Origin of the sequence: Rahnella inusitata (genome assembly GCF_965118895.1) — a bacterium.
GTDB classification, from domain to species: Bacteria; Pseudomonadota; Gammaproteobacteria; order Enterobacterales; family Enterobacteriaceae; genus Rahnella; species Rahnella inusitata_A.
This window is the reverse complement of the sequence record NZ_CBCPJJ010000009.1, coordinates 45516-70478: the sequence shown is the minus strand read 5'-3', so window position 1 is coordinate 70478 and position 24963 is coordinate 45516. Positions and strand designations below refer to the sequence as shown.

Here is a 24963-nt window from a genome sequence, read left to right as displayed (position 1 = left end):
ACCGCCGCTACGACATCATATAAATCATCACCCCTTCCGTAAAAATCCCGACGGCGGTGCCGATCAGGATCGACGACGAGGCGGATTCCACGTAGGTATCGCTACGCACCGCGAACATACCCGCGGCGATGGCCGATGGCGTCGCGCCGATGATCACCACCTGTTGCATCAGCGTGTGGCTGAGCCCAAACGCCAGCCCGGCGGCGGCCATGATCGCGGGCTGGATCAGGTTCTTAATGCCGATATTGGTGAAGGTGTGAATGTTTAGCGACGGGCGTTCCCCAAAGAACAGCAGCCCCAGCGCGAACAGTGAAATCCCGCCAGCGGTTTTGCCCATCATTTCAACGGAGGAGGAGAGCAGCTCAGGGATTTTAATCCCTGCCAGACTCATCACCACGCCAAGCACCGGGATCCAGACAATCGGATTACGTGCCGCTTTAAACAGATTGGTCAGGATCATGTTGCCCAGACTACCCTGCTCCGCCAGCTCACTGTTTTTATCGCCCATACGGATCAGCACAATGGTCAGTGGGATCATCAGCACGCTGGTGATCAGATTGCCAATCAGCACGCCAAGGAACCCTTCCGGCCCGATAAGCACCGCGAGAACAGGCGCACCAAAGTAGGCCATATCAGGAAACGCACAGACCAGCGACTGGATCGCGCTGGTCTTAATATCGTGTCGGAACAGGAAACGGGAGATGCATAGCGTCAGCAGGTAGGAGCCCATCAGGCCGATGACCAGAACTGCCATAAAAGATAAATTCTGTAATTTGGAAGGATCGGTGTGCAGCGCGCCGATAAAAAGATGTAAAGGCAAGGCGAAGCGGATCACCACTGTCGCTAATACCGTCGCGTCGTCACGCTTCATATATCCGAGTTTTCCACTCAGCCAGCCTAAAAGCATTACAAAAACTAAAGGAAATAATGAGGATAAGAGTAACGTTGGCATAATATAACCTTTTTAATTTTTATCATTGATCGGGCGAACAAAGTGGCGAGTATTTATATCCATTAACACACCAGGCAATTGTGATAATCATCACATCCAATTAACCAACCGAAATAACAATAATTACTTAATCATCATTGCAATACAAATCAATAACTTAGATTATTTAGATGAATTTACATTAAGATTGTAAAATATAACCATCGACGCAGATACATCCTGAAAAATCCAACAACATACTGTAGTAAATAATCACTAAGTAAGTATTAAAACACTTTTGTAATTTAAGTAATCGAAATATCACCCTGCCGCGTGCTATAAAAAATCGAACAGACATGTTTTTAAAAGACGTCTGATAAAATAACAGTCGGCTATGCGGCATTAACTATCTGCACATTGTTTCAATTGATCATGGGGTTTTACTGCGAGGGATCCGGAGACCAAAAATCATGCTCCGGGAAATCACTGAGTTCATACTCAAAAAGGCTTTAAATGATGTTAAAAAAACGCCCACTCTACACGCACTACACTGGCTCGCTGTTGCTGGAAAATCCGCTGCTGAACAAAGGTTCCGCCTTCACCCACGAAGAGCGTCTGGCGCTGAATCTTAACGGTTTGTTGCCAAATCAGGTTGAAACCATCAGCGAGCAAACTGACCGCGCCTATTCTCAGTTTTCTGATTTCAAACGCGATATCTCCAAGCACATTTATTTGCGTAATATCCAGGACACCAACGAAACGTTGTTCTATAACCTGGTGAATTCCCATCTTGAAGAGATGTTGCCGATCATTTACACCCCGACCGTCGGCGAAGCGTGCGAGCACTTTTCAGATATCTACCGTCGCGCGCGCGGCCTGTTCATCGCCTATCCGGATCGTGATCATATCGACGAGATGCTGCAAAACTTCTCCAAAAACGATATCCGGGTAATCGTCGTCACCGACGGCGAACGCATTCTCGGGCTCGGCGATCAGGGGATTGGCGGCATGGGGATCCCGATCGGCAAACTGTCGCTCTACACTTCCTGCGGCGGCATCAATCCGGCCAATACCTTGCCGATTATGCTGGACGTCGGCACCAACAATGCCCAGCGCATTGCCGATCCGCTGTATATGGGCTGGCGTCATCCGCGCATTACCGACGGCGAATACAATGAGTTTATGGATCTGTTCATTCAGGCGGTGAAAACGCGCTGGCCGGACGTGCTGTTGCAGTTCGAAGATTTTGCTCAGACCAACGCGATGCCGCTGCTCGAGCGTTATCGCGACCAGCTTTGCTGTTTTAACGATGATATCCAGGGGACGGCGGCGGTCACGCTGGGCTGCCTGATTGCCGCCAGCCACGCGGCGGGCACGCAGCTGCGCGATCAACGCGTAACGTTTTTAGGGGCTGGTTCTGCCGGTTGCGGGATCGCCGAGAAGATTATCGCGCAGATGATTGCCGAAGGTGCCACCGAGGACGAAGCGCGCAGTCAGGTGTTTATGGTAGATCGCTTTGGTTTATTGACCGATGACATGCCTAACCTGCTCGATTTTCAGCGCAAACTGGTCACGCCGAAAGAAAAAGTCAGCCAGTGGCCGGTGGATGCGCAAAACATCTCATTGCTCGATGTGGTGCGACATTCCCAACCAACCATCTTGATTGGTGTTTCCGGGCAGCCGGGCCTGTTCACCGAAGAGATCATCCGTGAGATGCATCACCACTGCCATCACCCGATCATCATGCCGCTGTCTAACCCAACGTCCCGCGCCGAAGCCCGTCCGCAGGATGTGATTGCGTGGACCGAAGGCGCAGCGCTGATGGCCACCGGCAGCCCATTTGCCCCGGTACATTATCAGGATCGCACTTACCCGATCCCGCAGTGTAACAATGCCTATATCTTCCCTGGACTGGGGCTGGGGATCCTGGCCTCCAGAGCGCGCCGCGTCACCGACGGCATGTTGCTGGCCGCCAGTCAGGCGCTGGCAAGCCTGTCGCCGCTGGCGACCACCGGTGAAGGCTCATTGTTACCTGCGCTCGGGGATATTCAGAAAGTATCGAAAGTGATTGCTGTGGAAGTCGCCCGCACGGCTCAGCGCGAAGGCGTTGCGCCGGTGGTCTCAGAAGAAACGCTGCAAACCCGGCTGGATTCCGAATTCTGGCAGGCTACCTATCTGCCTTACAAACGCTCCTCTTTCTGATCCCTTCCTCACAGCCGGTACCTGCGTACCGGCTGCATCTCTCATCAGAAAGTGCGGACATTTCAAAAGTCATCTCATCTCACAAATCCGCAGCCACTTAAGGGCTATGATGATTTTGTCTTAATGACGTCATGAATTTGGGAGGGATGATATGGAAAGGTACCAAAATCGGGGAGGAAATTCAGGTATCGTCGCTTTCGCTATAACGGAAGATTCAATCACACTGAAGTTTAAAGATGGCTGGCATTACATCTACAACGCCGTCCGGCCAGGTCAGACAGACGTCACCCTCATGAAGGCGATGGCAAAATCCGGCAGCGGACTTCACGCCTTTATCAACCGCAAGATCCAAAATAATTACTTTCATAAATTCCACTAAACACGAAAAAGGCGGCAATCGCCGCCTCTTCTGCTTACTTCGTTAAATCACTCATTTGAGCTTATTTATACAGCTCAGCGGTACCGTACATCTGGTTGTTACCGGAAGCACCGATGATGCGGTATGAACTTGCACCCGCCTCATTAGCTTTGGCTTTCAGTTCTGATTGCAGACCAGAAAGATCACCCACTGATGATGCGCTTACCACACCGATTGCCTGCTGACCGGCCGGAGCAGACTGAACTTCAGTTGCTGCCAGAGTAGAAAATGAAGCGGTAGCCAGTGTCAGAGCGGCGATTGTCATTGCGATGGTTTTCATGATGTTTTGTCCTGTCAGTCAATGTTGTGCGGGTTACCTTCTTCAGCAACCCCGGTTTCGGGTCAACGTTAGTTATTAATTAACGTTCAATAAGTAAATGATAGAGAGTGCGGGAAGTTTACGCAAGCAATTTGTTTAATGAGTGTTAACTTATTGTGCGATCGAGTGACAGGAGGGTAAAAACGTGTTTAAGGAATTGGGAGACAGGCGACGGAGGGAATTGGTCACCTGTAAGCATGATTATGATTTGTTCGGCGCGCGCGGCGGCCGGGCAATCAGATTACCAGGCTTGTCATAGTAACGGCCCGGCCAGGGTCTTGCTAAAGCATGGAGATACGTTGAAGAACTTAGCCCCGCAGCGCGTCAAACCGATGCCAGCATAGTGCCTTTCTTGCGAAGTGCCGCGATGAAATAGAAATTGAAGAAAGTGACCAAATCGATCCACCAAATATTTAATATCTGTATGCCTGAAATGCCATGCGTTGTTGCACAAGAAAACGCCACCCTTTATACCGGATGAACTTAAAAAGAATATTGGGAATAACTAAAATGGTGCCGACTACCGGAATCGAACTGGTGACCTACTGATTACAAGTCAGTTGCTCTACCTACTGAGCTAAGTCGGCATTTTGAGGTGTTACCGGGGAACTACGGGGTGATAAATTATTGAAATTTGATGCCGCAGTCAAGCCCCCACAGGTGCGTTTGCTGGTTTTCTCGTCATTCTGCGCAAATTAATGAATTTGCACCGGTTTCACGAACAAAAATCCACCGGTGCAGCGGCATTACGGACGCACTAAATCGTCGCCGTAACCAATCCATTTGTAGGTTGTCAGGGCTTCTAATCCCATCGGGCCGCGGGCGTGCAGTTTTTGCGTGCTGACCGCCACTTCTGCGCCTAAACCGAACTGGCCGCCGTCGGTGAAACGGGTGCTGGCGTTGACGTACACCGCCGAGGAATCAACTTCACGCACGAAGCGGTCCGCACTGCTGATCGAACGGGTGAGGATCGCATCCGAATGTTCGGTGCCGTAGGTGCGGATATGCGCCACGGCGGCATCGAGATCGGCGACCACGGTGACGTTCAGATCCAGCGACAGCCATTCATCCTGATAATCCTCTTCTGTCACCGCCAGCACGTTCGCCGGACCGTTTTGCAGATGCGCCATAGCGGAGTCGCTGGCGTGCAGCGTCACGCCTGCGCGGTGCATTCTGGCGCTCAGTTCCGGCAGGAAACGCGCGGCAATAGCCTGATGCACCAGCACGGTTTCCAGGCTGTTACAGGCGCTCGGACGTTGCACTTTCGCGCTTTCGATGATGGTCAGCGCTTTGTCGAAATCAACGCTCTCATCGACGAAGGTATGACACACGCCGATACCGCCGGTGATCACCGGAATGGTCGACTGCTCGCGGCACAGCTTGTGCAGTGCCGCGCCACCGCGTGGGATCAGCATGTCGACGTATTTATCCAGACGTAGCAGCTCGGCCACCAGCGCGCGATCCGGGCTGTCGATAGCCTGAACGGCGGCTTTCGGCAATCCGCACTCTTCCAGCGCCTGCTGAATGACTTTGACCGTCGCCTGATTGGTGTGATGCGTCTCTTTACCGCCGCGCAGGATCACCGCGTTACCGGTTTTCAGACACAGGCTGGCAACGTCGATGGTGACGTTCGGGCGCGCTTCATAAATCACGCCGATCACGCCGAGCGGCACACGGCGGCGCTCAAGGCGCAGACCGCTGTCCTGCAATGAACCGTCGATCACCTGCCCGACCGGATCACTCAGGCGGCAGACGTCGCGCACGTCGCTGGCAATCGCCGATAAACGGGCGGGCGTCAGCAACAGGCGGTCTAATAAGGCTTCGCTCATGCCGCTTTCACGTGCAGTGGACATGTCGAGCTCGTTGGCAAGAATAATGCTCTGGCTGTTGGCCTCGAGCATATCGGCCATCAGCCTCAGCGCGCGATTTTTCTGCGCGGTGCTGAGGGTGGCAAGCTGCCAGGACGCGGCTTTCGCGGCCTTGCCCATCTCGTTAAGCATGGTAACTCCTTAACTGACAATCATGTCGTCACGATGAACGGCCACCGGGCCGTACTCGTAACCGAGAATTTCGCTGATCTGCTGGGAATGATGACCGGCAATCATGCGCATCGCATCGCTGTTATAGCGGCTGACGCCGTGCGCCAGGTCACGCCCGTTCAGATTACGGATGCGGATCACCTCACCACGCGAGAAATCACCTTTCACTTCGCGGATGCCTTTGGGCAGCAACGAACTGCCGCGCTCAAGCATCGCCGCAACCGCACCATCATCAATGGTGATTTCACCGGCAGGTGGAGCACCGAAGATCCAGCGCTTACGGTTCTCCAGCGGCGTCTCCATCGCATGGAAACGTGTACCGACGGACACGCCGTTGATCACATCCGCGATCACCCCCGGCAAACTCCCGGCGGCAATAATGGTATCAACACCAGCACGGCACGCGACGTCCGCCGCCTGCAATTTGGTGGCCATACCGCCGGTGCCGAGGCCCGAGACGCTGTCACCGGCGATGCCGCGCAGGGCGTCATCGATGGTAGTGATCTCACGGATAAGCTCCGCTTCGGGGTTAGTGCGCGGATCGGCGGTGAACAGGCCGCGCTGATCGGTCAGCAGCAGCAGTTTATCTGCACCGGCCAGGATCGCCGCCAGCGCCGATAAATTATCGTTATCACCAACTTTGATCTCCGCCGTCGCAACCGCATCGTTCTCGTTAATCACCGGTACAATATGGTTATCGAGCAGCGCATTCATGGTGTCGCGGGCGTTCAAAAAACGCTCACGATCTTCCAGATCGGCACGGGTCAGCAGCATCTGGCCGATGTGAATACCGTAAATAGAGAACAATTGCTCCCAGAGCTGAATTAAACGGCTTTGCCCGACGGCAGCCAGCAGCTGTTTGGAAGCAATGGTGGCGGGGAGTTCGGGGTAGCCAAGGTGTTCGCGCCCGGCGGCTATCGCGCCCGAGGTCACAATCACAATCCGATGCCCTGCCGCATGTTGCTGCGCGCACTGGCGGACAAGCTCAACAATGTGAGCCCGGTTGAGGCGGCGGGAACCGCCAGTGAGCACGCTGGTGCCCAGTTTTACAACCAGTGTTTGGCTGCCACTCATAGTCATCTGCCGTTTAATTAGTGTGTTTGATTGAAATGAAACGCTTTGCTTTGATGTGTTTGTATCAGGAGAGAAGCGTTATGCCAACCGGCATAACGCTATAATAGCAGCATTCATGATGGGAATGGGTAGTACGCAATGGTGCAAAAGATCAGGCGGAAAGCTTCACCGGTTCTTCGCTGAAATCATCAGCGGGTTCCAGTTTGAGCGACATCTCTACGATCATGGCATTGAGTTTTTTGTGAAACCCTACCAACGTCGTCTCAAGCTTCTCGCGGACTTCAGCATCCTTAATGTTTTGAGCCTTCCAGTCGCCTTCTTTGTCGAACAAACCGAAGTGATACACATAGGTAAAACGTTCGGCTTCGGCCTGTAACTCAATCCACCAGCCCCAGAACTCACGCTTCTCTGGCGCGGGCTTCACGTTGACACAGACAGCTAAGCAGTCAAAGAAAAAGCGGTCGTTCTCGCATTTCCCTTCTCTAATGTACGGCCCTAACGTACCGAAACGTTTCATTAGCCTGCTTTTAGGATGACCACTTGGTAACGTCATAGTACAACCTCCATATATAGACGCTCCTTTTTAGCAAAACGTTAAGAATAAGCAACCATTAAGTTATTGCATTCTCTTTTGCAGCCAGCCGCAAATCTCATGTAATGCACGATCAAAGTGCTGATAAAGCGGCTCGCTCTGGATAGCCATCAGCTTGCCGTCAGAGGAGGAATCCGCTATCAGCTTGGCTTCGCTCTTCGGGCTGAACACGTCGTTCTCCCAGTAGGCAGCCAGCATTGGCGTCGGCGTTCTGCGCCCCAGAAGGCCCTGCATTTTCAGAGAATAACGATTAAGTTCGGTTTTCAGCGCCGAGTCCGACGCACTGGACATGCCGATGCGGCTGGCGAGCACGTCCATGTACATATCCGGCACCTGCTCCTGACATTTTGGGTCACTGAGCAGCGTGTGCACCAGCGCGCCCAGTGTGGCGACAGCGCGCACGCGGCGCGGTTCGAGATACGCCAGACGCACGGCAACGTTGGCGCCAAAACGGTAACCAAGCAGGCTGACGCGACCGGCATCCACCCAAGGAACATTCGGCAACTGCTGTAGCACCTGCTGATGCAGGAAGCTGGTATCCTGCGTCAGTTTCCACTTCGCGGAAAACCCGATCGACGGCATGTCGATAGTCAGCATCGCAATGCCCATTGGCGCGAGATAAGACCGGAACAGGCGCTGATGGTCACTTTGTAGCGTATCCAGTCCGCCGCAGACCATCACCGTCGGGAACGGCGCTTTGCCTTCGTTCGGCAGGTGCAGGAAACCGGTGATCGGCGCGCCGCCGGGGATCGCAAAATCCAGCTCTTTGAGTTCATAAGGCGAATGCTCGGAAGATTTCTCGAACGCTTTGTTCGCCAGCGCCTCGGCCTGTTCCGCCAACGTATCGCCCTTCAGATGCGGGTAACCGGCGATGCTGTAAAGGTTGGCGGCTTTCAGCCAGTATTCGCTGGCCAGATCCGCATCCTGCTCTTCTGCGGCTTTCTTCTGCCAGAGCATGGCCTGATTCGACCATTCATAAATCCAGTTGCCGTTGCGATAGCCGATGACCGTATCGAGCAGCAGCGGATCGCTGTGCTCGGCTTTGCACACCGCAATGCGCGACAGCACCTCTTCCACTTCGAGCGGATCTACGCCGCGCCACATCCACATCAAACGGTTAATGGTTCGGTACCAGCAATTCACCGTATCCCCTTCCAGCGCAGAGTGCATCGGCGGGTTGGCATTGTGATGATGAACGCGACGGACCAGCGTCGAGGTTTCCGGGTATTTGAAGGAAGGTTTGAACAGTTTTTCCGTGAGATTGACTGGCGCCATAATGCGTAATCCTCCGTTAGCAAGCAGATGGTCGCCCGCAGGCCACCCTTTCATGACGGGATTATAACGTGTTAACGGTGCGACAAGACAGGAGTGAGGTCAAACAGAAGGGATTTCAAGTCAATGAAAGCAAAACGCCCGGCAATGAGCCAGGCGTCTTTTATCAAGCGCAGTAAATCATTTTCCCACTAAAGGAGGAACAAACACCACGCCCATATCCCACGGCTGTTCGATCCAGGTGTTCTGCGGGATGTCTATCACGTAATCATCGACCAGCGGTGCGCCAGCGGGTTTAGCAAAGATAGTGATGAAGTGAGCTTTCGGGTACATCTCACGGATGGCTTTCGCGGTGCCGCCGGTGTCTACCAGATCGTCGATTACGATAAAGCCTTCACCGTCGCCTTCTGCGCGTTTCAGCACTTGCATTTCGCGCTGATTGTCATGGTCGTAGCTGGAGATGCAGACGGTGTCTACGTGACGGATACACAGTTCGCGCGCCAGCAACGCTGCCGGAACCAGACCACCACGGCTGACTGCAATAATGCCTTTCCATTGTTCTGCCGGCAGCAGGCGTTTAGCCATCGTGCGGGCGTGGATTTGCAGCATGTCCCAGGTTACAACGTATTTTTCGCTCATAAAGGTGTCCCAGCCAGTGAAAAGACGGCTTCTAAGAATGTATTCGGGGGAAAAAAGGTTGCGCGGGATTATAGAGATTCTGGCTCACAAAAACCAGCGATTATCTGGCATCAGGTGCCCAAAAACCCTGGATTTTCTGCCCGCATACGCGCACAGCGTAAGATTAAGTGATATTCTGTCAGGCCACTCGCCACAACGTCTGGCGGGGATTACTTAACCTTAAACCTACAGCATCTCAATCAGTTCGCCTGCACATGGAGCCTGAATGAGCTGACTGTTACAGGAGACTTATAGTGTCTGAACTGTCTCAGCTTTCGCCACAACCGTTGTGGGATATTTTTGCCAAAGTATGTTCAATTCCGCACCCTTCTTATCATGAAGAAGCGCTTGCAAATCACATCGTTGAATGGGCACAGGAAAAAGGTATCCACGCTGAGCGTGATGAGGTCGGCAACATTTTGCTGCGCAAACCGGCCACCCAGGGCATGGAAAACCGCAAAGCCGTCGCCCTGCAGGCTCACCTCGACATGGTGCCGCAGAAGAACAACGATACCGTTCATGATTTCACTAAAGATCCCATCCAGCCGTTCATCGAAGACGGTTGGGTAAAAGCACGCGGCACCACGCTGGGTGCTGATAACGGCATTGGTCTGGCCTCTGCGCTGGCGGTTCTGGCAGATGAAAGCGTCGAACACGGCCCGCTGGAAGTGCTGCTGACTATGACTGAAGAAACCGGTATGGCGGGCGCATTCGGCCTGCAACCAAACTGGTTACAGTCTGAAATCCTGATCAACACCGATTCCGAAACCGAAGGCGAAATCTACATGGGTTGCGCGGGCGGGATCGATTTCACTGCCACGCTGCCATTAAGCCGCGAAGCCGTTCCGGCCGGTTTCAGCACGCTGAAACTGACCCTGAAAGGTCTTAAAGGCGGTCACTCAGGCGCTGATATTCATCTGGGTCTGGGCAATGCCAGCAAACTGCTGGCCCGTTTCCTGGCCGATCACGCGCAATCCCTCGGTCTGCGCCTGCTGGACTTCACCGGCGGCACGCTGCGTAACGCGATCCCACGCGAAGCCATCGCCACGCTGGCTATTGCTTCTGACAAAGCTGACGCGCTGAAAGCGGCTGCGCAGGAATTCCTGGCGACGATCCAGTTCGAACTGTCTGCGGTAGAGAAGAAAATCGCGCTGGTGGTTGAACCGGCTGAAAGCCCGGCGAAAGTGCTGACTGTCGACTCACAGGACAAATTCCTCGCACTGCTCAATGCCACACCAAACGGTGTGATCCGCATGAGCGATGACGTGAAAGGCGTGGTCGAAACCTCCCTGAACGTCGGCGTTGTTACCATGAAAGAGGACGAAGTGGCGATCAACAGCCTGATCCGTTCCCTGATCGACAGCGGGAAAGAGTACGTGGTCAGCATGCTGAACTCACTCAGCGCGTTGTCTGGCGCGAAAAGTCTGGCAAAAGGCAGCTATCCGGGCTGGAAACCAGAGCCAAGCTCACCGGTCATGACGCTGGTGCGTGAAACTTACGAAACGCTGTTCAATAAAACTCCGAACATCATGGTGATCCACGCCGGTCTGGAATGCGGTCTGTTCAAAAAACCGTACCCGGATATGGACATGGTCTCCATCGGGCCAACCATCACCGGCCCGCACTCGCCGGATGAGCAGGTTGAAATCGAAAGCGTTGAACTGTATTGGAAACTGCTGACGGCGTTGCTGAAAGCGATTCCTGAGCGTAAGTAATTGTTTTAGCTCCTCCCCCTGCGAAGGGGGAGGTCGGGAGGGGGTTTAGCGGTCAACTCAGAAGTCGTTTGCTATACCCCCCCTTCGCAGGGGAGCAGCTAACATTATTCCCAGGGCAACAGCAACTGCCGCTCTATCTGCGGATCCTGCAACGTTACGTGCAACCCGACCAGCCTGACGCCACGCCCGCCTCGCCGTTGATCCCAGGCTTCACGCGCCACTTTCAGTAAATCTTCTTTATTGAGCACCGGCCAGACGTGTTCCTGCGTGGTCTGCTGAAAATCATGGAATTTGAGTTTTACGCCTTGCCGCGCGATGCGAAGAGTAGGACTGACTTTGCTCAGCCGCGTATGCAGTTCGGGATATAAGCGTTCGATCAACGCCGCACACTCTTCCCAACTGTGTATGTCTTCCGCCAGCGTCCGCTCGACGCCCACCGATTTCCGCAGCCGTTCAGCGGAAATTTCACGCTCGTCGATACCCTGACAGCGCTCCCACAGGACACGGCCAAACTTGCCAAAACCTTTGAGCAACGCGGCCAGATCATAGCGTTGCACATCGCCGCAGGTAATAAGTCCGTGTTCCTGCAAGCGCTGGGCAGTCACTTTTCCGACGCCGGGAATTTTGCTCAGCGGTAAATCTTGTAAAAACGCGTCGACTTTATCCGGCGTGATCACGAACTGGCCGTTGGGTTTATTCAGGTCAGAGGCGATTTTCGCCAGAAACTTGATGGGCGCGATACCAGCCGAAGCGGTCAGATTGATTTCATCAGAGATCGCCTGACGAATTTCTGCGGCGATAAGCGTGGCGGAACCGTTGCACTGGGTGGCATCGGAGACATCCAGATAGGCTTCGTCGAGGGACAAAGGTTCGATAAGCGGCGTATAACGCGCAAAGATTTCACGGATGTGGTTAGAGGCTTCTTTATAGGCTTCCATTCTGCCAGGGATGACTTTCAGGTGCGGGCAAAGTTTCAGCGCCATCCCGGTGGGCATCGCGCTGTGGACGCCGAATTTACGGGCCGGATAGTTGGCGGTGCTTATCACACCACGACGATCGCGGCTGCCGCCGATGGCGATCGGAATGTCGCGCAGGGACGGATCATCGCGCATCTCAACGGCCGCGAAAAAGCAGTCCATATCCACGTGAATGATTTTACGCATAGCCCTCCCCTGATAACTGTATAAGTATACAGTTAAGAGATGCAATTTCAAACACAGAAAATAATGGTTAATTTCACTTAATGAATCAGGCCTGGTGGCAAGTACAAACAATTAACATTAAGAAATCTATTATTCATTATTTGGTGATTGCTAAAAATTTAATCAGTATTAATATGGCAACGTTTCAGACAGTCAGTACATAAGAATCAATCAGTGGCGGTCTTAAAGATGGTGACATCTTCAGACAAAACATCAGAATTATTATTAAGCAGGATTTAGAATGATCAGAATCGCGCTGTTCCTTGCGATGCTCCTCAGTTTGCCTTTATTTACAGCAAATTACGCCGTGGCCAGCGAACCTGTCCCGGTTAACGCTGCGCTTAAAAAGCAGTTGTTAGGCGCTCCGGTATATATCCAGATTTTCAAGCAAGAACGTAAACTCGAATTGTACGCCCAGCTCGACGGCGAATTTCGTCTGATCGGCAGCTATGGCATCTGTGACTTTTCTGGTGGTTTGGGGAATAAACGTCGTGAAGGCGACTTCAAAAGCCCGGAAGGTTTCTACAATGTGGATATCCACCACCTGAAACCAGACAGCCGCTTTTATCGCGCGATCAATATCGGTTTCCCGAACGCCTATGACATTTCCCAGGGTTACTCAGGCAAGTACCTGATGATCCACGGTAACTGTAAATCCATTGGTTGCTATGCGATGACCGACGGCTACATGGATGAAATTTTCACCTATGTTCAGGCCGCTTTCCAGTATGGTCAGCGTAATCTGCAAATCAGCATTTACCCGTTCCGTATGACGGATGCCAACATGCAGGCACATAAAAACTCAAGCTACATTAACTTCTGGCGTCAACTTCAGCCGGGATATGCGTACTTTGAGAAACACCATCAGGCACCGAACGTGGTGGTGACTGACGGTAAATATGAAGTGCTTCAGCCGCTGTCCAATACCCCGCTGTCCTCACAGCTGGCGTTCACCCAGGTGAAATAACGCGAACTCGCCTGGGGCAATTTTGTTCCAGGTTTCGTTTGCAGTCAGCGGTTGCGTGGCAATCACGGTGACGACATCATTGGGTGTCGTCTGCTGCTGAAAATCAATCTCCACATCCTGATCTAACAACGTGGCCTTGCCAAACGGGGCGCGGCGGGTGATCCAATACAAATTTGTCGAACAATAGGCCATCACAAAATGCCCGTCCGACAACAGCATGTTAAACACCCCTTTCTGCCGTAACTCATCCGCCAGCGACGCAATATAGCGAAATACCGCAGGCCAGCTCGCAGGCCGGCGCGGATAACGTTCCGTCAACTTGTGCAGCAGCCAGCAAAAAGCATATTCGCTGTCGGTCTGACCTATCGGGCGCAGCGTGCCGGTATCGAGCTGGCGATAACCGCGCAGCTGACCGTTGTGTGCATAGGTCCAGTTGCGGCCCCACAGTTCGCGGGTAAACGGATGGGTATTCTCCAGTGCCACTTCGCCACGGTTTGCCTGACGGATATGGGAAATTACCGCACAAGATTTGATTGGGTATTCCTGAACCAGGCGGGCGATGGGCGAATTAAAGCTCGGCAGCGGATCTTTAAAAGTACGACAGCCATTCCCCTCGTAAAAGGTAATGCCCCAACCGTCTTTATGCGGGCCTGTCCCGCCACCGCGCTGCACTAATCCACTGAAGCTAAAGCAAATATCAGTAGGAACGTTAGCGCTCATCCCGAGCAATTCGCACATCTCCCGCCTCCTTTACAACAAAGGTCTTATGCCTTCGCCATCTCTTTTTCGATCAAGAGAATTAAAATATGAATGACTTTAATATGGATTTCCTGCACACGGTCTGCAAAACCAAAGTGCGGAACGCGAATTTCCACGTCGGCAGAACCGTCCATTTTGCCGCCGTCTTTACCGGTCAGGGTAATGACTTTCATGCCTTTGGCACGGGCCGCTTCGATGGCTTTAATCACGTTGCCAGAATTGCCTGAAGTCGAGATGCCGAGCAGCACGTCGCCTTTCTGGCCTACGGCTTCAAGATAGCGGGAGAAAATGTATTCGTAACCGAAATCGTTGCCGACACAAGAGATGTGGCTGACGTCGGAAATCGCAATCGCCGGATAGCCCGGACGGTTTTCGCGGTAGCGGCCCGTCAGTTCTTCCGCGAAGTGCATAGCGTCGCAGTGGGAACCGCCGTTGCCGCAGGAAATCACTTTCCCGCCCGCTTTAAAGGAATCTGCCAGCAGTACTGCTGCACGTTGAATAGACTCAATATTTGCCGGATCGCTGATAAATTTATTCAGCGTTTCAGCAGCTTCGTTCAGTTCAGTACGGATAATGTCCTGGTACATAGCAACCTCTTTTATGTCCATTTGCAGCCGTGTTGTACGCGGCCGATAGCAATAAAACTTTCCGCTGTGCAGTGTAACGGATCGGCGGATCGCCGAGAAGCAATGAAGCGGTAATGATTCCGATAGTTTCCATTTTTGACGCTTCGTGCGGCCGGTTTGTGAGCTGTGTTGTAATTAGTATGTAAACACATTGATAAAGAAATGAGCATGGACTAAAACCATTATATCCCTACAACAGGTCAGACCTCCTACTACTCAGGGGCTTTACTATGATGGTTCTTAGCATTGTTGCATTTGTCGTTATCCTGGGCGCGCTGTTCTATCACCGCGTCAATCTCCCGCTTAGCAGCCTGATTTTGCTGGCGTTTACCGCCGTGATGGGCGCAATCAACCTGTGGACGCTGTGGCTGTTGCTGCCGCTGGCGATCATTTTGGTGCCACTGAACATCCCTGCCGTACGCCGCGCATTATTCTCGGGACCGGCGCTTCGCACCTTCCGCAAGGTCATGCCCGCCATGTCCCGCACGGAAAAAGAAGCCATTGAAGCCGGTACGACGTGGTGGGAAGGCGATCTGTTTGGCGGTAAGCCAGACTGGAAAAAGTTGCAAGATTACCCGGAACAACGCCTGACCGAAGAAGAGCAGCGCTTTATCGACGGGCCGGTGGAAGAAGCCTGCCGCATGGCGAATGATTTTGAGATAACCCATGAACTGGCCGATTTGCCGCCGGAGCTGTGGGCGTATCTGAAAGAACATCGCTTCTTCGCGATGATCATTAAGAAAGAGTACGGCGGTCTGGAATTCTCCGCTTACGCTCAGGCGCGCGTTTTACAGAAACTGGCGGGGGTATCAGGGATACTGGCGATCACCGTCGGCGTACCGAATTCCCTCGGTCCGGGCGAGCTGCTGCAACATTACGGCACTGAAGAACAAAAGGATCACTATCTGCCACGTCTGGCCGAAGGTCTGGAAATTCCGTGTTTCGCGCTGACCAGCCCCGAAGCCGGTTCTGATGCCGGTGCGATCCCGGATTTCGGTATCGTCTGTAAAGGCCAGTGGCAGGGCAAAGAAGTGCTCGGCATGCGCCTGACGTGGAATAAGCGTTACATCACGCTCGCCCCGATTGCCACCGTGCTCGGTCTGGCGTTCAAACTGAAAGATCCCGATCACCTGCTCGGCAATGATACAGAACTGGGCATCACCTGTGCGCTGATCCCAACGGATACTAAAGGCGTAGAAATCGGCCATCGTCACTTCCCGCTTAACGTCCCGTTCCAGAACGGCCCTACGCGTGGTAATGACATCTTCGTGCCTATCGACTACATCATCGGCGGCCCGAAAATGGCCGGCCAGGGCTGGCGTATGCTGGTGGAATGTTTGTCGGTTGGCCGTGGCATTACGCTGCCATCCAACTCAACCGGCAGCCTGAAATCACTGGCGCTGGCGACCGGCGCTTACGCCTATATCCGCCGTCAGTTCAAACTGCCGATCGGCAAAATGGAAGGTATCGAAGAACCGCTGGCGCGCATTGCGGGTAACGCTTACGTGATGGACGCTGCGGCGACGCTTATCACCAACGGCATCATGCTTGGCGAAAAACCGGCGGTGCTGTCGGCGATTGTGAAATACCACTGTACGCACCGTGGCCAGCGCGCCGTGATGGATGCAATGGATATCACCGGCGGGAAAGGCATTATGCTCGGTAAAAGCAACTTTGTGGCCCGTACCTATCAGGGCGCGCCAATCGCGATTACCGTTGAAGGTGCCAATATTCTCACCCGTAGCATGATTATTTTCGGTCAGGGCGCGATCCGTTGTCATCCTTACGTTCTGCGTGAAATGGCGGCGGCAGAGAAAAACGATCTGGTTGATTTTGACCGCGCACTGTTCGGACATCTTGGCCACGTCGGCGGCAACACGATGCGTAGTTTCTGGCTCGGCCTGACCCGCGGCCGTACCAGCGATACGCCGGTGAACGACGCCACTGCCCGCTACTATCAGCACATCAACCGTCTGAGTGCCAACCTGGCGCTGCTGGCCGACGTGTCGATGGGCGTGCTCGGCGGCAGCCTGAAACGTCGTGAACGTATTTCGGCGCGCCTCGGCGATATCCTCAGCCAGATGTATCTGGCGACCGCCACGCTGAAACGTTTTGATGAAGAAGGTTGTCACGAAGCTGATTTACCGCTGGTTCACTGGGGCGTGCAGGATTGTCTGCATCAGGCAGAAGTGGCGATTGACGATTTGCTGCGTAACTTCCCGAACCGCTTGGTCGCAGGCGTGATGCGTCTGGTGGTGTTCCCGCTCGGCGGCACTCACGCGGCACCGTCCGACCGTCTGGATCACGAACTGGCGCGTATTCTGCAAGTGCCATCCGCAACCCGCAGCCGCATCGGTCGCGGTCAGTATCTGACGCCAAGCGAGCACAACCCGGTCGGTCTGCTGGAGCAGGCGCTGGAAGATATTCTGGCTGCTGAACCGGTTCATAAACGCCTGTGCGAGGCGATGGGGAAAAAGCTGCCGTTCACCCGTCTGGATATTCTGGCGCAAAAAGGTCTGGATGCCGGTCATCTGAGCGCCGACGATGCGCGTATTCTTAGTCGCGCGGAAGAGAGCCGTCTGCGGTCTATCAACGTTGACGAGTTCGAACCGCACGAATTGGCCGCACACCAGCCAAAGCAAAAGGAAGCCAGCGTAAAAAAGGATGAAGCGAAACCGCGTCATACCGAAGCCGCGTAATCCCAAAGAGTAACGGATCAAAAAAGCCTGGGTGTTCACACACTCAGGCTTTTTGTTTTCAACCTTTCTGAGGATTACCCTAAATAATTCGGGTTGCAGAAAGGCGGCAGCGCGAAATCTGACGGGTAATCAGAAGAAGTATTTAAAGCGGACACGCCCGCCATACCGCTGATCGCTGTCGTTATCGTTGCTGTAGTTTTTATCTGCTTCCAGCATCGACACATACGCGCCCAGATAGACGTTGAAGTTTTTCATGTCCATCACGTTCGGGATCAGGTAACTCGCGTGGATAGTATGAATATCGTAGCTGCCCGGTTCGCTGAACCAGTCATCACCGGCGTTATAGTTATCCACCGGACGCAGGCCGTTGGCATTGAACTCTTCAATGCGGTTATGCGCGAAGATGTAACCCAGTTCGAAGTTCTTCCACAGCGCATTGGTGCCGACGGTAAAGTCTTTCTCGTCGGAAGCATCCATGTACGCCGTACTCAGGTTCGCCACAATGCCATCCTGCGGATCGGCTTTCTGACCGTTCCACGTCATCGTCATACCGTAACCGTTACGTTTGGACTGATCGATGGTTTCACCCTGATCGTTTTTATAACCGTAAGCATTATTGACGACGTTGGTTTCCATTGCCGCCGCAATGGAGAACGCATCCCCTTTCCAGGCAATGATCGGACGCAGGTACGCGACGTTTTTATCCTGTTCGAGTTTGTTGCCGTGGTAATTTTGATCGGCAAACAGCGAGGTGCCGTTTTCCATCAGCGTGTTCAGCTCGAAATACCAGTTACCGATATTTTTGTTCAGCAGAATATTACCGCCGCTGTCGCTACGTCCGCGCCCTTCTTTCATCATGTACACATAGCCGTAGCCATCAGCGTACAAATCGTTAGCGGTGTTACCGGAGTATTCGATAAAGGTATCCTGATTCAGCGGGAACATATCGTACGCTTCGAAGCGTCCAATTTTCGCCATCCAGTTTTTCTCTTCACCGAAGAAGAATGCCGCATCATCGACATTGGTCGACCCGTTGAGATCCGCAGTCGGCTGCACGGAGAAACCAGAGAATTGTCCGTTGTCATTACGGCGGTAACCATCAAGGCCAATCAACAAACGGCCGTTAACATCCCAGCGTTCATTGCTGCCCGCCCATTTATTTCCGTCACCGCTTTTAGCCGATATTAATTGACCGGTGCGGCTTGCGCCGTCTACGTTAAATTCCACGTCACCATACAGTTTCAAATTATCGAAACCGTTAAGCGTTAAAGGTTTGGTTGTGGAAATACCATCAGATTTTACTTCGACAGGCGTCGCTTCTTTTACGCTGGCTATTTCCTGCTCGCGTTGTACATCTTGTTTTTTCAACTGTTGGATCTGTTTCTCTGCTGTATCTGCCCGAGCCTCAGCCTGCTGAAGACGTTGCTCAAGCAGTGCCATTCGGGCTTCCAGACTGGAGGACGAACCAGAAGCCAGCGCGGAACCCGACACAGCAAGACCAATCAATAATGCAATCGGCTTAATTCTTCTCATGTGTTGATGTCCTTTTCTTATACCCAGATTGACGTTCATCAATTAATTAAATTGAGCTGTAATATTTATATGAATAAAAGCCAGAGGAATATTGGCGAGATGAGAAGATAAAGGCGGGAGGAATAAACTGTCAAAATACTATCCGATGAAACGTGAAGTAAAACTGGTATAACGAAATTTCGCACCTACAAAACCAATAAACGTAACACGGGGCGCCTTTATTCAAAGCGCCCCGTTAATAGATTATTTAGATAAATACGATTTAATTATTTATCGGCTGAATCAACAATACTCAGCTTTTTTTAGGGCGGACTTTCGCAGTCAGACCTTTGAGGAAATAGCGCAAAACCTGATCGCCGCACGGACGGTAGTTCTTGTGGCCTTCTTTGCGGAAGAACGCGCTCAGTTCACCTTCAGAGACTTTGAAGTCCGCCGCATTCAACACGGCGATCAAATCTTCGGTTTTCAGCTCAAACGCCACACGGAGTTTTTTCAGCATGATGTTATTGGTCAGACGTTTTTCCACTTCCGGCGCCGGGAAGCGATCGTCTTTGCCACGTTTGAAGGTAATCAGGCCATTGAGGAAATTGGCCATCACTTCGTCAGGCACTTCCATATAACCTTCTTCGTCTTCTTTTTTCAGATAACGGGACATTACGTCAGGGCTGACCGGCGTGCCCGTTGTCTTGAGGATCTCAATCAGTTGACCTTCGCTCATATCCAGCATGTAGCGGACGCTGCGTAAGACATGGTTGTGCATCATAATTCTGTATTCCTGTTAAAAGTAAACCGAGGAAATGCCACCGGGTTTACCCCTACGCACCTCGAAGGCGGGCATTATACAAGAAACTCACAGGATTAGCTGAACTGACGGATGCGTGCGATGAGAGACTCCACGTCATCAATTTGTGATGCTGTAATAATTAACTTTTGCCCCAGGCTCAACGCATGGCGCTGGCAATCGGCACGCATCGCGTCGTCTTTGATGGTATCGAGATCGGCAACGTGCGCCAGCCCGATGGTGCGACGGATCAGCTCCGCGCCACAGTAGCCGACCGCATCGCGCCAGACGTCCTGCAGGAAAATCTCCGAGTAGCCCGGTTCCGCCAGTGCCGGATCCTGTGATTTCTCGCGCGCCAGCTGCAGGAAACGTTCGGTGAAACTCAGCCACAGCTCGCGCACATCTTTCAGGCGTTGCTCACGCCCGTCCGCCGCCTCGCGCACGCCCACCAGCCCTGGCAGACCGCAATAGTTCAGCAGAAGGTTACCGATAGCCGAACCGGGATCAAATCCGATCGGGCCGTAATAGCCAAACTCAGCATCAATCGCTTTCAGTTTGCCTTCGGCGACAAAAATCGAGCCGCTGTGAATATCGCCGTGCAGCAGCGCTTCGGCTTTACTCAGAAAACGATGTTTCAGCGAAGCTACCGCCAGACGCAGCGATTTATCTTCACGCAGCGCGATCACTTCCGGCAGCAACACCGGATCAACGTTATTGCGCTCGTGATCGACATACGGATCGGTGAAGAACAGATCTTCGGTGATCTGACACAGTTCAGGGTTGGTAAACCGCGAAACCTCGGCTTTCTTGGTCTGCGCGTTCTGATAAAAATCGGAAGTGTGGAACAGCGTCTGCGCCAGATATTCCCCCAGCTGGCTGGCGGCCTGCGGGAAATATTTCCCCTGCACCAGCTCGCTGCGCCAGATCTGATGATCCGATAAATCTTCCTGCACCATCACCGCCAGTTCCGCATCGTGATGCAAAACGGTGACGGTATGCTGCGGGCAATATTTTCCGTGAATAATCAGGGTTTCGGCTTCGATTCGGGCGCGATCTAACGTCAGCGGCCAGGATTCGCCCACGCAGCGTACGTAAGGCAGTGCCTGTTTGACGATCACCCGGCTTTTCCCCGCCGTATCGCGGATCTTAAACACCAGATTCAGGTTTCCGTCACCGATTTCATCGGCGGTCACCAGGGATTGCGGATCCGCCACGCCACCAAACTGGCGGGCATATTCAACGGCATCTGCGGCGGTAAACGTGTAGTAGCGCGACATCCTGACCTCTCGAATTCTTTTTTCAGCCTTAAAAGCGTTTAGACGTCTATACATCTATAAAACATGTTGGCAGAATAAGTAATCAGATGCAACCGGGCAACAAGGATTTAACCAACCATGCAAAGCCTCACAACCACCAGTTTACGTATTCGTGAAAATCAGCTGTGGATCCTCGATCAGCAGGCCCTGCCGCAGCGCTCAGACTGGCGCGAATGTCGCGACGTCAGTGAGCTGGTGGATCACATCCGCAGCCTGCGCGTACGGGGCGCACCGCTGATTGGCTTATCCGCCAGCCTGCTTCTGGCACTGCTGGCCGAAAACGGCATGCCGCAGGATGTGCTGCATCATTCACTGGACCGGCTTCGCGCCTCGCGCCCGACGGCGGTGAACCTGATGAACAATCTTGACCGGATGAAAATTGCTTTGCAGCGACCTGATTTCGTTTCCGCGCTGGTGGACGAAGCATTGCGTTTAGTAGATGAAGACCGCGCATTATGCGAGAGCATTGCGACGCACGGCGCGACACTGGTTACGCCCGGCAGTCGCTTACTGACCCACTGTAATACGGGCGGGCTGGCAACCGCAGGCGTCGGCACCGCGATTGGCGTTGTCCGTCGCGCGCACGAACTGGGTCATGTGCAGCAGGTTTGGGTGGATGAAACCCGCCCGCTGTTACAGGGAGGACGTCTCACCGCCTGGGAGCTTGGCGAGCTGGGCATTCCTTATCAGCTGATTTGTGACTCAATGGCAGCAAGCCTGATGGCACAAAAACAGGTCGATGCCATTTGGGTCGGCGCTGACCGCATCGCCGCCAACGGTGACGTGGCGAATAAAATCGGCACTTACAGTCTGGCGGTTTTGGCGAAGTATCACGGCATTCCGTTTTACGTCGCCGCGCCACATACCACGCACGATCCGCACTGCCCGGACGGCGCCGCCATTCCCATTGAACAGCGCGGCGCGCGCGAAGTTACCGGCGTTTCCGGCAGCTTTGGTTCCGTTCAGTGGGCACCAGTGGATGCGCAGGTGTACAACCCGGCGTTTGATGTAACACCGGCGGAATTGATCAGCGGATGGGTGCTGGATATCGGCGTGGTAACGCCGGAGCAGGTGAAAGAAGGTATTTTCCACCAGACGCTGATTTGAACAATATTCATTAAATATAACGGCACCTGAAGGGTGCTGTTTTTTTATGCAATAGGTAAAAAAACAGTACAAATGTAAGGAAACCGAAAGAGATTCTCTGTTAATATTATTCTTAGCCATTTTATTTTTATTGCCTGCCATCGCTGAGGCTATTTCAGCACGTGCATCCAACAGAAATTGGCTATTCGTTTATTGTGTCCGCCTTTGAGTGAAATACCTGTACGTACAAAAACACAAAATTTTAGTTAAGTTATTTAATTATTAACGGACGTTTATCTTTCGTTGAATATATAAAATGGACAAGGAAAAGTAACATGATGAAATCAGTTTTGGTCCTGTCGGCATTGATTACCGCAGGCACATTAACCGGCTGTGCTACAGAATCTTCGCGTACTCTGGAAGTCCAGAAAGTCGCTTCCTATAACACGCAATATAACGGCCCACGCAGCCCGATTTCAGTCGGTAAATTTGATAACCGTTCCAGCTATATGAGCGGGATTTTCTCCGACGGTGTTGATCGTCTGGGGAATCAGTCTAAAACCATTCTGGTTACCGATCTGCAACAGACCGGCCGCTTCAATGTGTTAGACCGTACCAACATGGCGGAAATTAAAGAAGAAGCAGGTATTAAAGGTCAGGCCCAGACCCTGAAAGGCGCAAACTACGTGATCACCGGTGACGTCACCGAGTTTGGTCGTAAAGAAGTGGGGGACAACCAGCTGTGGGGCATCCTTGGCCGCGGTAAGCAACAAATTGCCTATGCAAAAGTCAGCCTGAACGTGGTGAATGTTCAGACCTCAGAAGTGGTTTATTCCTCTCAGGGCGCAGGCGAATACTCCCTGTCCAACCGCGAAATTATCGGCTTCGGCGGTACTGCAAGCTATGACTCGACGTTAAACGGCAAAGTGCTGGATTTAGCGATTCGTGAAGCGGTGAATAATCTGGTTAACGGTATCGAAAGCGGTGCATGGCGCCCGACTCATTAATAATACGGATATTATAAAATGACCTTAAGCAAAACCCAAAGTACGCTGGCAAAAGGCGGACTTATTACCCTGCTGTTATTATTAGCGGGCTGTTCTCCAAAGGCGGATAAATCGCTCTATAACTGGGACAATTATCAGACAACGGTATACCAGTACTATCAGGGCGATAAAGTTGGCCCTGAGGAGCAAATCGCCTCACTGAAAGAATCGATTGAGAAATCCCGTGCGACGAATAAAGCGGTTCCACCGGGCCTGCACGCCCAGCTGGGATTACTTTATGCCAACACCGGTCATACTGATTTAGCATTTCAGGAATTCAATACTGAAAAAAGGCTGTTCCCTGAATCAGCAACTTACATGGACTTTTTGCTGAAAAATAAAGGGAAAACCAAATGAAGCGTTTATTCGTATTATTGACACTCGCCTGCACGCTGGTACTGACCGGCTGCGCAAAGAAACCGGGATATGATTACACCGCGTTTAAAGAGAGCAAGCCGAAATCGATTCTGGTACTGCCGCCGGTAAACCATTCACCGGACATCAATGCCAGCCACAGTATGCTTTCCACCGTAACCACGCCGCTGGCGGAAGACGGCTACTATGTTTTCCCGGTTGCCGTGGTGGAAGAAACCTTCAAGCAGAACGGCATGACGTCGGCGGAAGATATCCGCTCAGTCAGCGCGGCGAAGTTACGTGAGATCTTCGGTGCGGACGCTGCGCTGTACATTGATATTACCAGCTATGGCAGCACCTATATGGTGGTTTCCAGCGAAACGCGCGTGACGGCGAATGCCAAACTGGTCGATTTGCGTAATGGCAAAGTGTTATGGACCGGCAACGCCACAGCCTCGGACAATGAAAACAGCAACAATAACGGCGGCATCATCGGAATGTTGGTGCAGGCGGCAGTGAAGCAAATCTCCAGCACAATGTCCGACAAAGGTCATGATATTGCTGGGCTCACCAGCTATCGCCTGCTGAGTGCAACGCAGACTGACAGCCTGCTGTATGGCCCACGTTCACCAGAATATGGCAAAACGGTCACGCGCTAAGCACGCTAAGGTATTGCGCAGTGCACAAAGTAGCCTGTTCAGGCAGCAGACTGCTAATCTGAGCGGCACATAAAAACCACCTTCGGTTTTTTTGTGCCGCTAATTCAATCTTAAAATGTTTATAGCCTTTCAAATGGCAAAAACATTACTCCCCCAGCCTCGGATACGCATCCGCTATCTTATCGCCCGTAAAGTGCGCCACCCACCCTTCCTGATTATCAAATACGCGTATCGCCGTGAACGACGGGGATCCGCCCATATCGAACCAGTGGCGGGTATTCGCAGGAACGGAAATCAGATCGTTCTTCTCACACAGGATCTGGTAAATCTTGCCGTTGAGATGCAGGCAAAACAGCCCGGCACCTTCGACGAAGAAACGCACTTCGTCTTCGCCGTGGGTATGCTCGGAGAGGAATTTGGTGCGCAGTACTTCGCGCTGTTCGTTGTCCGGGCGCATGCTGATGACGTCCCAGCTCTGGTAGCCCTTTTCTGCCACCAGCTTATCGATTTCATGCTGATAGGCGGCAATGACATCCTGCGGCTGCGGATTATCACCTAAATCGCGATCGGCCTGCCAGCGCTCGAAACGCACGTCAATTTTGTTCAGTTCGGTGGCAATAGTGTCACCGTCGCGGCTTTCCCAGACGGGGGCCGAAGGATCCTGGTCACTAAAAATCGTCAATGCACTCATGGTC

Annotated in this window: 23 protein-coding genes and 1 tRNA gene; 9 read left to right on the top strand and 15 right to left on the bottom strand. The window is 52.7% G+C overall.

What is annotated here, in order from left to right; genetic code table 11:
- Positions 1–7: 7 nt before the first annotated feature.
- Positions 8–952 carry an AEC family transporter gene (locus ACMHLI_RS08435; RefSeq protein ID WP_413529081.1) on the bottom strand — a complete coding sequence of 315 codons (945 nt, stop codon included), beginning with the start codon at positions 950–952 and terminating at the stop codon, positions 8–10.
- Between the two features lie 495 nt (positions 953–1447).
- Here ACMHLI_RS08435 and ACMHLI_RS08430 point away from each other — a divergent pair, with 495 nt between their 5' ends.
- Positions 1448–3133, top strand: coding sequence for an NAD-dependent malic enzyme (locus ACMHLI_RS08430; protein WP_413529514.1), 1686 nt, complete (start codon positions 1448–1450; stop codon positions 3131–3133).
- A 151-nt stretch (positions 3134–3284) separates the two neighbouring features.
- Complete coding sequence (locus ACMHLI_RS08425; protein ID WP_413529080.1) at positions 3285–3512, top strand: hypothetical protein; 228 nt, start codon at positions 3285–3287, stop codon at positions 3510–3512.
- A gap of 61 nt (positions 3513–3573) precedes the next feature.
- On the opposite strand, the gene bhsA is transcribed toward ACMHLI_RS08425, so the two are convergent.
- The 7 genes from bhsA to gpt form a co-directional block, all read right to left on the bottom strand.
- On the bottom strand, positions 3574–3831 hold the full coding sequence (gene bhsA / locus ACMHLI_RS08420; RefSeq protein WP_413529079.1) for a multiple stress resistance protein BhsA: 258 nt from the start codon (positions 3829–3831) through the stop codon (positions 3574–3576).
- A gap of 550 nt (positions 3832–4381) precedes the next feature.
- A tRNA-Thr gene (locus tag ACMHLI_RS08415) sits at positions 4382–4457 on the bottom strand.
- 159 nt (positions 4458–4616) lie between these two features.
- Positions 4617–5870, bottom strand: coding sequence for a glutamate-5-semialdehyde dehydrogenase (gene proA / locus ACMHLI_RS08410; RefSeq protein ID WP_413529078.1), 1254 nt, complete (start codon positions 5868–5870; stop codon positions 4617–4619).
- A 9-nt stretch (positions 5871–5879) separates the two neighbouring features.
- Entirely contained in the window at positions 5880–6983 is a 1104-nt protein-coding gene (proB, locus tag ACMHLI_RS08405) for a glutamate 5-kinase (protein WP_413529077.1), read from the bottom strand.
- Positions 6984–7134: 151 nt separating this feature from the next.
- Positions 7135–7536 carry a sigma factor-binding protein Crl gene (crl, locus tag ACMHLI_RS08400; protein WP_112164758.1) on the bottom strand — a complete coding sequence of 134 codons (402 nt, stop codon included), beginning with the start codon at positions 7534–7536 and terminating at the stop codon, positions 7135–7137.
- Between the two features lie 63 nt (positions 7537–7599).
- The gene (frsA, locus tag ACMHLI_RS08395; RefSeq protein ID WP_413529076.1) at positions 7600–8850 is read right to left on the bottom strand and encodes an esterase FrsA; all 1251 of its coding nucleotides are present in this window, start codon (positions 8848–8850) and stop codon (positions 7600–7602) included.
- Positions 8851–9027: 177 nt separating this feature from the next.
- A complete protein-coding gene (gene gpt / locus ACMHLI_RS08390) occupies positions 9028–9486 on the bottom strand; it encodes a xanthine phosphoribosyltransferase (RefSeq protein WP_013574288.1) in 459 nt (152 codons plus the stop codon).
- Between the two features lie 293 nt (positions 9487–9779).
- On the opposite strand from gpt, the gene pepD reads away from it, so the two are divergent.
- Positions 9780–11240: a beta-Ala-His dipeptidase gene (pepD, locus tag ACMHLI_RS08385; protein ID WP_413529075.1), complete on the top strand. Its 1461-nt coding sequence runs from the start codon at positions 9780–9782 to the stop codon at positions 11238–11240.
- 104 nt (positions 11241–11344) lie between these two features.
- On the opposite strand, the gene dinB is transcribed toward pepD, so the two are convergent.
- Positions 11345–12403: a DNA polymerase IV gene (gene dinB / locus ACMHLI_RS08380; protein WP_413529074.1), complete on the bottom strand. Its 1059-nt coding sequence runs from the start codon at positions 12401–12403 to the stop codon at positions 11345–11347.
- Between the two features lie 280 nt (positions 12404–12683).
- On the opposite strand from dinB, the gene dpaA reads away from it, so the two are divergent.
- Positions 12684–13409 carry a peptidoglycan meso-diaminopimelic acid protein amidase gene (dpaA, locus tag ACMHLI_RS08375; protein WP_413529073.1) on the top strand — a complete coding sequence of 242 codons (726 nt, stop codon included), beginning with the start codon at positions 12684–12686 and terminating at the stop codon, positions 13407–13409.
- Here the strand turns inward: dpaA and ACMHLI_RS08370 are convergent.
- Positions 13380–14147, bottom strand: a complete 768-nt coding sequence (locus ACMHLI_RS08370) for a class II glutamine amidotransferase (protein ID WP_413529072.1) — start codon at positions 14145–14147, stop codon at positions 13380–13382. The genes dpaA and ACMHLI_RS08370 overlap by 30 nt on opposite strands.
- A gap of 26 nt (positions 14148–14173) precedes the next feature.
- Positions 14174–14755: a D-sedoheptulose 7-phosphate isomerase gene (lpcA, locus tag ACMHLI_RS08365; protein WP_037036516.1), complete on the bottom strand. Its 582-nt coding sequence runs from the start codon at positions 14753–14755 to the stop codon at positions 14174–14176.
- Positions 14756–15024: 269 nt separating this feature from the next.
- Between lpcA and fadE the strand changes: the two genes are divergently transcribed.
- Positions 15025–17493, top strand: coding sequence for an acyl-CoA dehydrogenase FadE (fadE, locus tag ACMHLI_RS08360; protein ID WP_413529071.1), 2469 nt, complete (start codon positions 15025–15027; stop codon positions 17491–17493).
- Positions 17494–17622: 129 nt separating this feature from the next.
- On the opposite strand, the gene ACMHLI_RS08355 is transcribed toward fadE, so the two are convergent.
- The 3 genes from ACMHLI_RS08355 to mtnK form a co-directional block, all read right to left on the bottom strand.
- Complete coding sequence (locus ACMHLI_RS08355; RefSeq protein WP_413529070.1) at positions 17623–19026, bottom strand: carbohydrate porin; 1404 nt, start codon at positions 19024–19026, stop codon at positions 17623–17625.
- Between the two features lie 292 nt (positions 19027–19318).
- Positions 19319–19789, bottom strand: a complete 471-nt coding sequence (locus ACMHLI_RS08350; protein WP_213052046.1) for a DUF1456 family protein — start codon at positions 19787–19789, stop codon at positions 19319–19321.
- Positions 19790–19884: 95 nt separating this feature from the next.
- The gene (mtnK, locus tag ACMHLI_RS08345; RefSeq protein ID WP_413529069.1) at positions 19885–21084 is read right to left on the bottom strand and encodes an S-methyl-5-thioribose kinase; all 1200 of its coding nucleotides are present in this window, start codon (positions 21082–21084) and stop codon (positions 19885–19887) included.
- 117 nt (positions 21085–21201) lie between these two features.
- Here mtnK and mtnA point away from each other — a divergent pair, with 117 nt between their 5' ends.
- From mtnA to ACMHLI_RS08325, 4 genes are all read left to right on the top strand, one after another.
- Positions 21202–22230 carry an S-methyl-5-thioribose-1-phosphate isomerase gene (mtnA, locus tag ACMHLI_RS08340; RefSeq protein ID WP_413529068.1) on the top strand — a complete coding sequence of 343 codons (1029 nt, stop codon included), beginning with the start codon at positions 21202–21204 and terminating at the stop codon, positions 22228–22230.
- Between the two features lie 314 nt (positions 22231–22544).
- Positions 22545–23216: a CsgG/HfaB family protein gene (locus ACMHLI_RS08335; RefSeq protein WP_112164746.1), complete on the top strand. Its 672-nt coding sequence runs from the start codon at positions 22545–22547 to the stop codon at positions 23214–23216.
- An 18-nt stretch (positions 23217–23234) separates the two neighbouring features.
- The gene (locus tag ACMHLI_RS08330; RefSeq protein ID WP_413529067.1) at positions 23235–23612 is read left to right on the top strand and encodes a DUF4810 domain-containing protein; all 378 of its coding nucleotides are present in this window, start codon (positions 23235–23237) and stop codon (positions 23610–23612) included.
- The gene (locus ACMHLI_RS08325) at positions 23609–24268 is read left to right on the top strand and encodes a DUF799 domain-containing protein (protein WP_413529066.1); all 660 of its coding nucleotides are present in this window, start codon (positions 23609–23611) and stop codon (positions 24266–24268) included. The genes ACMHLI_RS08330 and ACMHLI_RS08325 overlap by 4 nt, the downstream gene beginning before the upstream one ends.
- A gap of 145 nt (positions 24269–24413) precedes the next feature.
- Here the strand turns inward: ACMHLI_RS08325 and ACMHLI_RS08320 are convergent, their stop codons facing one another.
- On the bottom strand, positions 24414–24959 hold the full coding sequence (locus ACMHLI_RS08320; protein ID WP_413529065.1) for a 1,2-dihydroxy-3-keto-5-methylthiopentene dioxygenase: 546 nt from the start codon (positions 24957–24959) through the stop codon (positions 24414–24416).
- Between the last annotated feature and the right edge of the window lie 4 nt (positions 24960–24963).